Here is a 14321-nt window from a genome sequence, read left to right as displayed (position 1 = left end):
AGACATGAACAACGACGTTCCGGTTTCCTCCCGCCGCCAGCTCAGACACACGGCAGTCGCCGTCCTGGGCGCCTTCTCCCTGCTCGCACTCGCCGCCTGCGGCAGCGCGGACCCCACGCCCACGGCGACTTCCTCCCCCGCCGCCTTCAAGCCTGTCGCGCAGCAGGAAGGCAGCGAGATCACGGTCTGGGCGGACGCCGCCCGTGTGCCCGGCGTGCAGGCGTACCAGAAGGCGCACCCCGACGTGAAGCTGAAGATCGTCACGTACAGCGGCGACGCCAACGGGGCCAACGACCTGCAGACCAAGGTGCAGCTGTTCGACCGGACCGGCAGCGGGTGGCCCGACGTCGCCTTCAGCGCCAACGTCAACGACGGCACCTGGGCCTCCCAGGGCAGGACGCCCTACGCCGCGCCCGTCAACCAGGACGTGATCTCCCCGTCCACGCTGCAGGGCTTCGCGGACGGCGCGCTGAATCCCTGCACCTTCAACGGCAACACCTACTGCCTCCGGAACGACCTGGCCCAGAACGTGCTCTGGTACAACAAGTCCCTCATGGACAAGTTCGGGTACAAGGTCCCGACCACCTGGGAGGAGTACCAGGCACTCGGCGAGAAGGTCGCCAAGGAGCACCCCGGGTACCTGGTCGGCACCGCTGGGGACGCCTGGAGCCCCGAGGTGTACTTCTGGGCGAGCCAGTGCCCGGCCGGCACGGCGACCGGTGCCAAGAAGGTCAAGGTCGACCTGCGGGATTCCAAGTGCACCCGGATGGCGAAGCTGCTCGACGGCCTGATCGCCAAGGGCTCGGTCTCCAAGGACACCGTCTTCAGCGCCGGCTTCATCAAGAACCAGGCGAGCAAGGTCCTCATGCTCCCCGGCCCGTCCTGGTACGGACAGGTGCTCTTCAACTCGACGTTCAAGATCCCCAAGGGGCAGATCGCCGCCGCCTCACCGCTGAAGTTCGAGGGCGACGACAAGAACTACACCGGCAACGTCGGCGGTGGCCTGTGGTTCGTCTCCTCCCACAGCAAGAACCTCAAGGCGGCCTCCGACCTGGTCAGCTGGATGACGACCTCCGACGACTACCAGGCCACCGCGGCCACCTACCCCGCGTACAAGAAGGCAGCCGTCGCCTGGCTCGCCGGCCAGAAGAGGACCGGCTACTTCGCCGAGGACGTCGGCCCGGTCTTCCAGGAGGCGGCGGAACTCATCTGGCCCGGCTGGTCCGCCACCCAGTACAGCCAGGAGGCGATCTACTCCTCCACCGTGATCCCGGCCCTGAACTCCGGCAAGACCCTCACGGACACCCTGGGCACCTGGCAGACGGCCATCACCGACAAGGCCAAGTCCCTCGGATACACCGTCAACTAGCGAAGCGGACCAATGACCACCCACCTCGCAACGGAGCCCAGGGGCCGCCGACGCGGCCGTTCGGTCCGCAACCCGGTCGGACGCGCCGGATACGTCTTCGTCTCCGGCTACGTCGTCCTCCTGCTCGCCTTCGGCGTCCTGCCCACCGGTTACGCGGTGTGGCTGGCACTGTCCAACTCCCGCAACCAGCTCGTCGGGATCGGCAACTTCACCCGCACGTTCAGCGACTACCGCTTCGGACCGGCCTTCCTCCACATCGGCCTGTACCTGGTGGTCTGGCTGGCCGGCCTGATGATCCTGGTGGTGCTGCTCTCCCTGATGCTGCACGGCCGCATGCGCAGGGCCTCCACCAGCCTGCGGTTCCTCTTCTACCTGCCGGGTGCCCTCGCCGGGGTGGCGAGCGTACTGCTCTTCCTGATCCTCCTCGACCCGGCTGCCAGTCCCGTCGGCTGGCTGCTGAAGAGCTTCGGCTGGAACACCCTCGCCCAGGTCAACGCCCCCGGGCACTTGCCGGTGCTCTTCACCGTCATCGCCTTCTGGACCGGGGCCGGCGGCTGGATCGTGGTCATGTACGGAGCGCTCAACAGCATCCCGGACGAGATCCTGGAGGCCGCCCGCATCGACGGCGCCAGTACGCTCCAGATCGCCCTGCGCATCCAGATCCCGATGATCACCAAGTGGATCGCGTACATGCTGATCCTGGCCTTCGCGGCCGGCACCCAGCTCTTCGTCGAGCCGCAACTGGTCTCCCTCGCCAGCTGGGGCATGATCCCCGACAGCTGGTCACCGAACCAGCTCTCCTACCAGTACGCCTTCCAGGCAGGCGACTTCAACGGCGCGGCGGCTCTCTCCGTCGACCTCCTCATCCTGGGCCTCGCGTGCGCGGCGCTCGTCGTCTTCCGCACCGGCCTGTTCGACAGGGACGAAAGATGACCGCAGCTCCCACGACCGCGGCCCGCCGAAACCCGCCGCCCCGTACCGCCGGCGCCCGCACCAGCCCGAGGAAGCCCATGCGCCACAAGCGCCGCCCAAGCTCACTGGCCGCCCGGCTGGCCTGGCTCATCGTCATGGGTCTGGCCGTGCTGTTCTTCTGTGTGCCGGTGGTGTGGCTCCTGCTGGCCACGACCAAGACCGACGGTCAGATCGTGCGGGACAACCCGTTCTCCTTCGGCTCCCTCACCGCGATCGCCGACGCCTGGCGCCACCTCTACGCCTTCCAGGAAGGCGCCATCCTCACCTGGCTGAAGAACTCGGCGCTCTACACCTTCGGCGCACTGGCCATCACCCTCGTGACATCGATCCCCGCCGGGTACGCGCTGGCGCTCACCCAGTTCATCGGGCGCCGGATGCTGCTGACCATCACCATGCTGGTGATGCTCATGCCGACGGCCGCAATGGTGCTTCCCCTGTACCTGGGGATGAACGCCGTGCACCTGGACGGCACGATCTGGTCGGTGATCCTGCCGTTCTCCTTCTTCCCGTTCGGGGTCTACCTCACCTACATCTACTTCTCCTCCAACGTCCCCTCCGACCTGCTGTCCGCGGCACGGATCGACGGGTGCTCGGAGTGGCAGGTCTTCCGTCTCGTCGCGATGCCGCTCGCCAAGCCCGTGATCGCCCTGGTCGGCTTCTTCAACTTCGTCGGCAACTGGAACAACTTCTTCCTGCCGTTCGTGATGCTGCCCGACAGCTCCCAGTATCCGGCGCAAGTGGGGCTGAACAATCTGCTCGCCGCCTCGCCGCTGTTCAACACCTCCAGCGGCACGGGCAACCAGATCATGCGACCCGAACTGGCGCTGGCCACCCTGGTGACCATCGTGCCGGTCCTGATCGTCTTCCTCTTCTCCCAACGCGCTCTGGTGGCCGGCATGCTCGCCGGCGCGACAAAGGAGTGAGGCAGCAGCCGCACCCTCGGCGCCGCGCCGTAGGGGCGACACCGCCGTAGTGGCTACGCCGCCTTGTTGGCTACGCCGCCCACCCTCACCGGAAGGACCCCGATGAAACGGGTTGCCCAGACGATCCGCCTGCGGCCCGAGCACCGTGACCTGTATCTGCGCCTGCACTCCGCGGTCTGGCCGGGCGTCGAGGCCGCGCTGCGCTCCGCGCACATCCGCAACTACAGCATCTTTCTGCGCGAGGACACGCTGTTCGGCTACTTCGAGTACCACGGCGACGACTTCGAGGCGGACATGGCCGCTGTCGGCGCGGACGCGGCCACTCGCGCCTGGTGGGAGCTCACCGGCCCCTGCCAGGAGCCCTGGGCCGATACCGGTACCGGGGGCAGCTGGTCGGACCTGACCGAGATCTGGCATCTGACTTCCCCGGCGACATCCGACTGACCACCACTCATGGCAAGGAGAAGCCAGTGAGACTCGTACGAGTCGGCGCGTCCGGCGAGGAGCGGCCCGCCGTCCGCACCGACGACGGCCGACTGCTCGACCTGTCGTCCGTGACGCCGGACATCGACGGCGTCTTCCTGGCTTCGGGCGGAGTCGACCGGGCCCGGGTGGCCGTCACGGCGGCTGAACTGCCCGAGCTGGACCCGGCCGGGCTGCGCATCGGAGCACCCGTAGCCCGTCCCGGCAAGATCGTCTGTGTCGGTCTGAACTACCGCGACCACGCCGCCGAGACCGGCGCGGCGATTCCCACGCGGCCTGTGGTGTTCATGAAGGACCCGGGCACGGTCGTCGGACCGTACGACGAGGTGTTGATCCCCCGCGGCTCGACCAGGACCGACTGGGAGGTCGAACTCGCGGTCGTCATCGGACGCCGGGCCCGCTACCTCGAGGGCCCCGGGGCCGCGAGGGCTGTGATCGCGGGATACGCGATCAGCCACGACGTCTCCGAGCGCGAGTTCCAGCTCGAGTACTCGTCGCAGTGGGACCTGGGCAAGTCCTGCGAGACCTTCAACCCGCTCGGCCCCTGGCTCATCACCGCCGACGAGGTCGGCGACCCACAGAACCTCGCGCTGCAACTGAGCGTCAACGGCGTGAAACGGCAACAGGGCCACACCGGCGACATGATCTTCCCGGTCGACCACCTCGTGTCCTACCTGAGCCAGTACATGGTCCTGGAACCGGGCGACGTGATCAACACCGGTACTCCCGCAGGCGTGGCCCTGGGCCTTCCCGGTACCCCCTACCTCCGCCCCGGCGACACCGTCGAGCTCGCCATCGACGGCCTCGGCGCCCAGCGCCAAACCTTCGCCCAAGCGTGAAAGGCGCCCCTTTGAACAGCTTGAGCAGCTTGAGCGGCCTGTCAGGGCTCAAGGCCGTCGTCACCGGCGGCGCGTCCGGGATCGGGCTGGCCACGTCCCGGATGCTGGCCGAGCACGGCGCCACGGTGGCCGTCCTCGACCTCGACCCCTCCGGCGCCCCCGAGCCGCTGATCGCCATCAAGGCCGACCTCGCCGACGACGCCTCGGTACGTATCGCCGTGGACGCCGCTGCCGAGCAACTCGGTGGCCTGGACATCCTGGTCAACAACGCGGGCATCGGCGCCATCGGTACCGTCGAGGACAACCCCGACGACGAGTGGCACCGCGTCCTCGACGTCAACCTCCTCGGGACGGTGCGCACCACCCGGGCCGCACTGCCGTATCTGCGGCGCTCGTCGCACGCGGCGCTCGTCAACACCTGTTCCGTCGCGGCCACCGCGGGCCTGCCCCAACGCGCCCTGTACTCCGCGAGCAAGGGCGCGGTGCTGTCGCTGACCCTGGCGATGGCCGCCGACCACGTCCGTGAGGGCATCCGCGTCAACTGCGTCAACCCCGGCACCGCCGACACCCCCTGGGTGACCCGGCTCCTGGATGCCGCCGACGACCCGGAGGCGGAACGCGCCGCCCTCGACGCACGCCAGCCCCTGGGCCGCCTGGTCACCGCGGACGAGGTGGCGGCGGCCGTGGTCTACCTGGCGAGCCCCACCGCGGCCTCCGTCACCGGCATCGCCCTCGCCGTCGACGGTGGCATGCAGGGACTCCGGCTGCGCCCGGCGGCCGGCTCATGAGAACGGCCACGCTGGGCACCACCGACGTCAAGGTCACCGAGCTGTCGTTCGGGGCCGCCGGCATCGGCAACCTCTTCCGCCCGGTCACCGACGAGGCCGCGTTCGCCGCGGTGGAAGCGGCCTGGGACGAGGGCATCCGCGCCTTCGACACCGCCCCGCATTACGGACTCGGGCTGTCCGAGCGCCGCCTGGGTGCCGCGCTGCGCGAACGCGACCGCGCCACGTACACCGTCTCCACCAAGGTCGGGCGGCTGCTCGAACCCACCCCGGAGGGTGGCCGCGGCGACGATCTCGCACACGGCTTCGCCGTGCCCGCCACCCACCGGCGAGTCTGGGACTTCAGTTCCGACGGAGTCATGCGCTCCCTGGAATCGAGCCTGGACCGCCTCGGCCTGGACCGGGTGGACATCGCCCTGCTGCACGACCCGGACCACCACGCCGAGCAGGCCCTCACCGAGGCCTACCCGGCGCTGGAACGGCTGCGCGGCGAAGGCGTCGTCAAGGCGATCGGCATCGGCGTGAACCAGTGCGCGCTCCCCGCCCGCTTCCTGCGCGAGACCGACATCGACGTGGTGCTGCTCGCCGGCCGCTACACCCTGCTGGAGCAGGAAGGGCTGGCGGAGGTACTGCCGGAGGCCGCCGCCCGCGGCAGGAGTGTCGTCGTCGGAGGGGTGTTCAACTCGGGTCTGCTCACCGACCCCAAGCCCGGGGCCATGTACGACTACGCGCCCACCCCACCACATGTGCTCGACCGGGCCCTGCGCATGAAGGCGGTCGCCGAACGCCACGGGGTACCGCTGCGCGCAGCCGCTCTGCGCTTCCCGCTCGGCCATCCCGCGGTCGCGAGCGTACTGTCCGGTGCGCGTTCGGCCGAGGAGGTCCGGGACACGGTGGATCAGCTGCGGCGAACGGTACCGGCCGAGCTCTGGGACGGACTCCGAGCCGAGGGTCTGCTGCCCCCGCACGTCCCCGTTCCTGCCGCCGCGCCGGTCGACGAAGCCGATCGGCCGATGGAGAAGTCGAGGAGTCGCGGAGGTGACCGCCATGGGCATGCAGGCGAACACGGCTGAGGGCGTCATCGACGCACACCACCATGTGTGGGACCTCTCCGTCCGCGACCAGAACTGGATCACCGGACCGGAACTCGCCCCGCTGCGCAGCGACTTCCTGCTCGCCGACCTGGAGCCCGTGGCCCGGGCCGCCGGCGGCGTCACCGCAACGGTCCTGGTCCAGACGATCGACGTGCCGGAGGAGACGCCCGAGTTCCTGGCGTTGGCCCAGGACAGCGACCTGGTGGCCGGCGTCGTGGGTTGGACCGACCTGACCTCCCCGGATGTCGCCCGCGCGCTCGCGGCGCTGCGGGAGAGGCCGGGTGGCGAGTACCTGGTGGGCATCCGACACCAGGTGCAGGGCGAGCCCGACCCTCGCTGGCTGATGCGGCCGGACGTACTGCGCGGGCTGGCCGCGGTGGCCGAGGCAGGACTCGCGTACGACCTGGTCGTCCGGCCCCACCAGCTCGCGGCCGCGCACGAGGCCGCCCGACTGCTTCCCGGCCTCACCTTCGTACTCGATCACGCGGGCAAGCCCCCCATCGCCTCGGGCGAGCTGCGGCCGTGGGCGGACGCGGTGCGCCTGCTGGCCTCGTTGCCCAACACCGTCTGCAAGCTCTCCGGCATGGTGACCGAGGCCGACTGGGGCGAGTGGAGCGTCGAGGACCTACGGCCTTACGCGGACACCGTGCTGGACGCCTTCGGACCGCGACGGCTGATGTTCGGCTCCGACTGGCCGGTCTGCCGACTGGCTGCCACCTACGCCGAAGTCGCCGCCACCGCAGGGGAGTTGACGGCCGCCCTCCATCCTGCCGAACGCCACGAGGTCTTCACCGGAACGGCCCTGCGGACCTACGGCCTGACCGTCACCGGCTCCCCGGCCGCCCAGGACGCACCATGCGCACAGCTCTCTTCATCACCTGTTTCGACGACATGATGTTCCCCCTGCACCGGCCGCGCGGTGACGGAACTACTGGAACGGCTCGGCCACACGGTCCGACAGCCAGACGCGGCGGACGCCGTGCGCACCACCGTCACCGCAGCGATCGCCCGCACCGGCACCGTCGTCCTCGACAGCGGACCGGGACAAGGACGCCCTGTGCTGACCTTGCTCCCGGATCAGCACGTCTGCGTGGTCAGGGCGAGCCGGATCGTCGCTGAAGTACCCGAGGCGTTGAGTCTGCTCCACCCGCGCCGCCCGCTGACCTTGATCTCCGGTCCCTCAGCCACCAGCGACATCGAACTGGACCGGGTGGAGGGCGTGCAGCGTTCCTTCGGTCAGTTTCCAGTACGGGCAGTTTCTCCCGCACCGCAGTCGACGCCTGGCCCACGATCCAAGGCTCCGCACGGCACCTTGATCGGTCGGCGGCACTCCGTCACCCACCTCTGCGGTCTCGGGATGAATGGCACCGGAGCAGCCCCTTCCGATTCCCTGCGTCCTGCCGGCGTCCCGAATACGGCGCCCAGCCGCTCACAGAGGCCGGATGCGACAACTTCCCAGGTGGCGGCAACACCGTTGAACTCACGCGCAGCGGATTCAGTCCGTCCAGGCAAAGTTGACGATCCGACACCCAAAAAAGAACGTTTCCGCAGGTCAGAAGCCTGCGCAGTGGGGCGGGTGGGACTCGAACCCACGGCCGACGGATTATGAGTCCGCTGCTCTAACCGGCTGAGCTACCGCCCCATAGCGGCGTGTCGCGTACATGTGTGCGCGCCGTCTGCCGCAGCATAGCCGCTCATACGATCTCCTGCTCCGCAGGGGCGACTTCGCCTGCCCGCAAGGACTCGGCTGTGACCTGGGCAGTTCCGTCGGACATGAAAAAGGACCCCATCGGGGGTCCTTCCTCGTCCTGCTCTCCCGACTGGACTCGAACCAGTAACCTGCCGGTTAACAGCCGGCTGCTCTGCCAATTGAGCTACGGAAGATCGAAGCTCCCCCGACTGGACTCGAACCAGTAACCTGCCGGTTAACAGCCGGCTGCTCTGCCAATTGAGCTACGGAGGATCGCCTCGTTGCATCGAACGTAGCTCCCTGGGTATTCGCCAGAGGGCGGGCGCTCGCTGCGACACATACATTAGCGCAAGCAGGGGGGTGCTCCGCCAATCGGTTCCCCCGAGACCGAGACCGAGACCGATACCGACAGCGATACCGACACCGACGTCGCACCGGATACCTACGCAAGGAAGGGTGGCCGCCATGCGTTACAAGCTCACGTTCGTGGTCGGACTGACTCTGGGCTACGTGCTGGGCACCCGTGCCGGGCGCGAGCGCTACGAACAGTTGAAGAAATCCGCCCGTCAGGTCGCCCAGAACCCCGCCGTCCGCAACACCGCTGAGACGGCGGCCCAGCAGGGCCGCCAGTTCGCCGGCAAGGCGTACCACGCGGTCAGCGACAAGGTGGGCGACCGGGTGCCGGAGTCCGTGACCCAGCGGGTGCGCTCGCTGCGGGACCGCAACCCGAACGGCACCGCACAGGACGACTGGGGCACGAGCACCACTTGACCACGGTGACGCGACCCCTCCGCGGGGGCGGGACCGGCAGTGCCGGTCCCGCCCCCGCGGTCGCGCGCACCATCGCGACGCTACGCCCATAGAATTTCCGCCATGGGGATAGTCGCCGGGTTGGACAGCTCACCCGAATTCACTCGCATCGTCGTCTGCGACGCGGACACGGGTGCCGTGCTCAAACAGGGGTACGCGCCGCACCCGATCGAAGGCCGCCCGTCCGACGTCGACCCCCAGGCCTGGCTCCTGTCCCTCGGCGAGGCCGCCGGGGGCGGTCTTCTGGAGGGCGTGCAGGCCATCGGTGTTTCGGCCCAGCAGAACGCCGTGGTGCCGCTGGACGCCCAGGGCAACACCGTGCGGCCCGCCATGGTCGGCGGCGACAAGCGCGCGCAGGTCGCCGCGGCCGACCTGGTCGACGCGCTCGGCGGGCGCGAGGCGTGGGCGCAGTCGGTGGGATGTGTGCCACAGGCCGCGCAGCCCGTCACCAAGCTGCGCTGGCTGAACAAGACCGAGCCCGACGCCGCCCTGCGCACCGCCGTGCTCCTCCAGGCGCACGACTGGCTGGTGTGGCAGCTGCTCGGCCGGCCGGTGCGAAGGACCACCGACCGCGGCGGCGCCTCCGGGACCGGCTACTGGTCCGCCGCCACCGGCGCCTACCGCTCCGACCTCGTCGAGATGGCCCTCGGCCACCCGGCGATGCTCCCCGAGGTGATCGGCCCCTCGGACGCCGCCGGTACGACCCCGGAGGGGCTGCTGATCTCCGCCGGCACCGGGGAGACCATGGCCGCCGCCTTCGGTCTCGGGATCGGGCTCGGGGACGCAGTCGTCTCGCTGGGCGCGTCCGGGTCCGTGATGGCCGTGCACCCCGAGGCGCTCGTCGACAACACCGGGATGATCACCTCCCTGGCCGACGCGACCGGGATGCACCTGCCGGTCGTCACCACCCTGAACGCCGTACGGACCCTGCGCGGGGCCGCCGAGATGCTGAGCCTCGGTGACCTGGAGAGCCTGTCCGACCTGGCGATGAAGTCGACGCCGGGCGCCCACGGCCTCGTACTGCTGCCCTATCTGGAAGGTGAGCGGACGCCGAACCTGCCGCACACCGCGGGGACGCTGACCGGCCTCAGGCGCGAGTCGATGAAGCCGGAGCATCTGGCGCGGGCCGCGTTCGAGGGCATGCTGTGCGGGCTCGCCGACGCGCTCGACGTGCTGCGCGGCCGGGGGGTCGAGGTGCGGCGGGTCTTCCTGCTGGGGGCGGCCGCCGAGCTGTCCGCGGTACAGGCCGCCGCGCCCGCGCTGTTCGGTGCGCAGGTCGTCGTGCCGCAGCCCGCGGACTACGCGGCGATCGGTGCCGCCCGGCAGGCGGCCTGGGCGCTCGGGGTGTCGCAGGGCACACTCGACCCGCGCACCCCGCCGATGTGGCAGGGTCCGGCCGGGCAGGTCCTGGAGCCGGGCGAGGAGCTGGCGGTGGGGCAGGCGGTGCGGCAGCAGTACGTGTCGGTGCGGGAGCAGACGTATCCGGGGGCGTTCCGCTAGACCTCGGAAGGTAAGACTCCGGTAGGAGCGGAGGGCCGCGAGGACCCGGAAGGCCGTACGGAGCACTGCTGTCGGCTTAATCGGTTGAGGTAACACGGGTGGAGTGTCCGACGATAGGGGCCAGGGGCAACCACTCGCCCCGTCGCCGACTCCGAGAGACGTAGCGTGCTCATACGACTTCTGCGGACCTATCTCAGGCCCTACAAGAAACCCATCACCATCCTGGTGCTGCTGCAGTTCCTGCAGACCTGCGCCACCCTCTACCTGCCCACGCTGAACGCGGACATCATCGACCACGGCGTCGTGACCGGAGACACCGGCTACATCCTCAGCTTCGGCGCTCTCATGATCGGCATCTCGCTGGCGCAGGTGGTGTGCAACATCGGGGCCGTGTTCTACGGCGCCCGGACCGCCGCCGCGCTCGGCCGGGACCTGCGGGCGGCGGTCTTCGACCGGGTGCAGTCGTTCTCGGCGCGCGAGGTCGGCCAGTTCGGTGCGCCCACGCTGATCACCCGTACGACCAATGACGTGCAGCAGGTCCAGATGCTGGCCCTGATGACGTTCACCCTGCTGGTGTCGGCGCCCATCATGTGCGTGGGCGGCATCGTGCTGGCCCTCGGCCTGGACGTGCCGCTGTCCGCGGTGCTGGTGGCCGTGGTGCCGACGCTGGGCATCTGCGTGACGTTGATCGTACGGCGGCTGCGACCGCTGTTCCGGTCCATGCAGGTGCGTCTCGACACGGTGAACCGGGTGCTGCGCGAGCAGATCACCGGCAACCGGGTCATCCGGGCGTTCGTGCGCGACTCGTACGAGGAGGAGCGCTTCCGGAAGGCGAACAGCGATCTGACGGAGATCTCCCTCAAGACGGGCAACCTGCTCGCGCTGATGTTCCCCGTGGTCATGACGACGGTGAACCTGTCCTCGATCGCGGTGGTGTGGTTCGGGGCCCACCGGATCGACAGCGGCGGGATGCAGATCGGTGATCTGACCGCGTTCCTCGCCTATCTGATGCAGATCGTCATGTCCGTGATGATGGCCACCTTCATGTTCATGATGGTGCCGCGCGCGGAGGTCTGTGCCGAGCGCATCCAGGAGGTCCTCGACACCTCCTCCAGCGTGGTGCCTCCCCTGGCCCCCGTCCGCGAGCTGCGGCGGCACGGACATCTGGAGATCCGGGGCGCCGGCTTCCGCTATCCGGGCGCCGAGGAGCCGGTGCTCAAGGCGATCGACCTGGTGGCCCGGCCCGGCGAGGTGACGGCCGTGATCGGCTCGACCGGCAGCGGCAAGTCCACCCTGCTGGGGCTCGTCCCCCGGCTGTTCGACGCGACCGACGGCGAGGTCCTCGTCGACGGGGTGGCCGTCGCCGAGATCGAGCCGGTGCTGCTGGCCGAGACCGTCGGGCTCGTGCCGCAGAAGCCGTATCTCTTCGCGGGGACCGTGGCGACCAATCTCCGCTACGGCAATCCGGACGCCACGGACGAGGAGCTGTGGCACGCGCTGGAGGTGGCGCAGGCCAAGGGCTTCGTCGAGGGACTGGAGAACGGCCTCGACTCCCCCATCGCGCAGGGCGGCACCAACGTCTCCGGTGGTCAGCGGCAGCGGCTCGCCATCGCGCGCACGCTGGTGCAGCGGCCGGAGATCTACCTCTTCGACGACTCCTTCTCCGCCCTCGACTACGCGACCGACGCGGCCCTTCGCGCGGCGCTCGCCGAGGAGACCTCGGAGGCGACCGTCGTGATCGTCGCGCAGCGGGTGGCCACCATCCGCGAGGCCGACCGGATCGTCGTCCTCGACGAGGGCCGGGTCGTCGGCACCGGCACCCACCGCGAACTGATGGCGGACAACGAGACCTACCGGGAGATCGTGCTCTCCCAGCTCACGGAAGCGGAGGCTGCCTGATGGCCGGGCCCATGGGGCGCATGATGGCGGGCGGCGGTCCCGAGAACCGGTCGATCGACTTCAAGGTGTCGGGCAGGCGGCTGCTCTCCCAGTTCAAGCCGGAGCGGCTGACCCTGTACGCGATGCTGTTCTGCGTCGTGCTGAGCGTCGGCCTGAACGTGGTCGGGCCCAAGATCCTCGGCGAGGCCACCGACCTGGTCTTCGCGGGCATCGTCGGACGGGAGATGCCGGCCGGCGCGAGCAAGGAAGAGGTTCTCGCGCAGATGCGGGCGCGCGGCGACGGTCAGGTCGCCGACATGCTCCGCAGCACCGACTTCACGCCCGGCGAGGGCATCGACTTCACCGCCGTGGGCCATGTCCTGCTGTTCGCGGTCGGGGTGTTCCTCGTCGCGGGGCTGCTGATGGCCGTGGCGACGCGGCTGGTCAACCGGACCGTCAACCGCACGATGTTCCGGATGCGCGAGGACGTGCAGACGAAGATGTCGCGGCTGCCGCTGTCGTACTTCGACAAGCGCCAGCGCGGCGAGGTCCTGTCCCGGGCCACGAACGACATCGACAACATCGGCCAGACCCTGCAGCAGTCGATGGGCCAGCTGATCAACTCGCTGCTCACCATCATCGGCGTGCTCGCGATGATGTTCTGGGTGTCCTGGCTGCTGGCCCTGGTCGCGCTGGTCACCGTGCCGCTGTCGTTCGTCGTCGCCACGCGCGTGGGCAAGCGTTCGCAGCCGCACTTCGTGCAGCAGTGGCGCACCACGGGCAAGCTCAACGCCCACATCGAGGAGATGTACACCGGGCACAACCTGGTGAAGGTGTTCGGCCGCCAGGAGGAGTCGGCGGCGCAGTTCGCCGAGCAGAACGAGGCGCTGTACGAGGCCGGGTTCAAGGCGCAGTTCAACAGCGGGGTCATGCAGCCGCTGATGATGTTCGTCTCGAACCTCAACTACGTGCTGGTGGCGGTCGTCGGCGGGCTGCGGGTCGCCTCCGGCTCGCTGTCCATCGGTGACGTGCAGGCCTTCATCCAGTACTCCCGGCAGTTCTCGATGCCGCTGACGCAGGTGGCGTCGATGGCGAACCTCGTGCAGTCGGGTGTCGCCTCGGCCGAGCGGATCTTCGAACTCCTGGACGCGGAGGAGCAAGAGGCGGACCCGATGCCGAGCGCGAAGCCCGAGGAACTGCGCGGGCGGGTCGCCCTGGAGCATGTCTCCTTCCGCTACGAGCCCGAGAAGCCGCTCATCGAGGACCTCTCGCTGAAGGTCGAACCCGGACACACGGTCGCGATCGTCGGCCCCACGGGAGCCGGCAAGACCACCCTGGTCAACCTCCTCATGCGGTTCTACGACGTCTCGGGCGGCCGGATCACGCTCGACGGCGTGGACATCGCGACGATGTCCCGGGACGACCTGCGCGCCGGGATCGGCATGGTCCTCCAGGACACCTGGCTGTTCGGCGGCACGATCGCGGAGAACATCGCGTACGGCGCCTCGCGCGAGGTCACCCGGGGCGAGATCGAGGAGGCGGCCCGGGCGGCCCACGCGGACCGGTTCGTCCGGACCCTGCCCGAGGGCTACGACACCGTGATCGACGACGAGGGCAGCGGGGTGAGCGCGGGTGAGAAGCAGCTCATCACCATCGCCCGGGCGTTCCTGTCGGACCCGGTGATCCTGGTCCTCGACGAGGCGACGAGTTCGGTGGACACCCGCACCGAGGTCCTGATCCAGAAGGCGATGGCCAAACTGGCGCACGGCCGCACGTCGTTCGTCATCGCGCACCGTCTGTCGACGATCCGCGACGCGGACACCATCCTGGTGATGGAGAACGGCTCGATCGTCGAACAGGGCACGCACACCGACCTGTTGGAGGCCGGCGGGGCGTACGCGCGCCTGTACAAGGCGCAGTTCGCGCAGGCGGTGGCGGAGGTGGACTAGCTGAAGGGGGCCGTTGGGAAACGGCCCCC

The 14321-nt window shown here is 69.3% G+C and carries 12 protein-coding genes, 3 tRNA genes and 1 pseudogene; 13 read left to right on the top strand and 3 right to left on the bottom strand.

Annotated elements, in window-relative coordinates:
- The first annotated feature begins 4 nt into the window (after positions 1-4).
- From ACZ39I_RS02195 to ACZ39I_RS02155, 9 genes and pseudogenes are all read left to right on the top strand, one after another.
- Positions 5-1369 (top strand): ABC transporter substrate-binding protein, encoded by a 1365-nt coding sequence (locus ACZ39I_RS02195; RefSeq protein WP_467241857.1) that lies wholly within the window; start codon positions 5-7, stop codon positions 1367-1369.
- A 12-nt stretch (positions 1370-1381) separates the two neighbouring features.
- Positions 1382-2302 carry a carbohydrate ABC transporter permease gene (locus tag ACZ39I_RS02190; RefSeq protein WP_467241855.1) on the top strand — a complete coding sequence of 307 codons (921 nt, stop codon included), beginning with the start codon at positions 1382-1384 and terminating at the stop codon, positions 2300-2302.
- A 77-nt stretch (positions 2303-2379) separates the two neighbouring features.
- Positions 2380-3264 (top strand): carbohydrate ABC transporter permease, encoded by an 885-nt coding sequence (locus ACZ39I_RS02185; protein WP_467243293.1) that lies wholly within the window; start codon positions 2380-2382, stop codon positions 3262-3264.
- Between the two features lie 102 nt (positions 3265-3366).
- Positions 3367-3708, top strand: a complete 342-nt coding sequence (locus ACZ39I_RS02180; RefSeq protein ID WP_467241853.1) for an L-rhamnose mutarotase — start codon at positions 3367-3369, stop codon at positions 3706-3708.
- A gap of 26 nt (positions 3709-3734) precedes the next feature.
- Positions 3735-4586 (top strand): fumarylacetoacetate hydrolase family protein, encoded by an 852-nt coding sequence (locus ACZ39I_RS02175; RefSeq protein WP_467241850.1) that lies wholly within the window; start codon positions 3735-3737, stop codon positions 4584-4586.
- Between the two features lie 29 nt (positions 4587-4615).
- Entirely contained in the window at positions 4616-5374 is a 759-nt protein-coding gene (locus tag ACZ39I_RS02170; protein ID WP_467241845.1) for an SDR family NAD(P)-dependent oxidoreductase, read from the top strand.
- A complete protein-coding gene (locus tag ACZ39I_RS02165) occupies positions 5371-6444 on the top strand; it encodes an aldo/keto reductase (RefSeq protein ID WP_467241843.1) in 1074 nt (357 codons plus the stop codon). Before ACZ39I_RS02170 ends, ACZ39I_RS02165 begins: the two co-directional genes overlap by 4 nt.
- A complete protein-coding gene (locus ACZ39I_RS02160) occupies positions 6419-7360 on the top strand; it encodes an amidohydrolase family protein (protein ID WP_467243292.1) in 942 nt (313 codons plus the stop codon). Before ACZ39I_RS02165 ends, ACZ39I_RS02160 begins: the two co-directional genes overlap by 26 nt.
- A 54-nt stretch (positions 7361-7414) precedes the next feature.
- Positions 7415-7687, top strand: a pseudogene (locus ACZ39I_RS02155) (LutC/YkgG family protein); the annotation flags it as partial.
- 346 nt (positions 7688-8033) lie between these two features.
- On the opposite strand, the gene ACZ39I_RS02150 reads toward ACZ39I_RS02155, so the two are convergent.
- The 3 genes from ACZ39I_RS02150 to ACZ39I_RS02140 all read right to left on the bottom strand — a co-directional run bounded on the left by ACZ39I_RS02150 (position 8034) and on the right by ACZ39I_RS02140 (position 8428).
- A tRNA-Ile gene (locus ACZ39I_RS02150) sits at positions 8034-8107 on the bottom strand.
- 169 nt (positions 8108-8276) lie between these two features.
- Positions 8277-8349 (bottom strand) — tRNA-Asn (locus ACZ39I_RS02145).
- A gap of 6 nt (positions 8350-8355) precedes the next feature.
- Positions 8356-8428 (bottom strand) — tRNA-Asn (locus ACZ39I_RS02140).
- Positions 8429-8620: 192 nt separating this feature from the next.
- On the opposite strand from ACZ39I_RS02140, the gene ACZ39I_RS02135 reads away from it, so the two are divergent.
- The 4 genes from ACZ39I_RS02135 to ACZ39I_RS02120 all read left to right on the top strand — a co-directional run bounded on the left by ACZ39I_RS02135 (position 8621) and on the right by ACZ39I_RS02120 (position 14292).
- Positions 8621-8926, top strand: coding sequence for a YtxH domain-containing protein (locus ACZ39I_RS02135; protein WP_352383661.1), 306 nt, complete (start codon positions 8621-8623; stop codon positions 8924-8926).
- Between the two features lie 102 nt (positions 8927-9028).
- Positions 9029-10465, top strand: coding sequence for an FGGY family carbohydrate kinase (locus tag ACZ39I_RS02130; RefSeq protein ID WP_467241840.1), 1437 nt, complete (start codon positions 9029-9031; stop codon positions 10463-10465).
- Between the two features lie 165 nt (positions 10466-10630).
- Entirely contained in the window at positions 10631-12364 is a 1734-nt protein-coding gene (locus tag ACZ39I_RS02125) for an ABC transporter ATP-binding protein (RefSeq protein ID WP_467241838.1), read from the top strand.
- Positions 12364-14292, top strand: a complete 1929-nt coding sequence (locus tag ACZ39I_RS02120) for an ABC transporter ATP-binding protein (protein ID WP_467241834.1) — start codon at positions 12364-12366, stop codon at positions 14290-14292. Before ACZ39I_RS02125 ends, ACZ39I_RS02120 begins: the two co-directional genes overlap by 1 nt.
- Positions 14293-14321: the final 29 nt, after the last annotated feature.

It is taken from the genome of Streptomyces sp. NPDC024687 (assembly GCF_055559055.1).
This window is presented reverse-complemented; position numbering and strand designations above follow the sequence as displayed.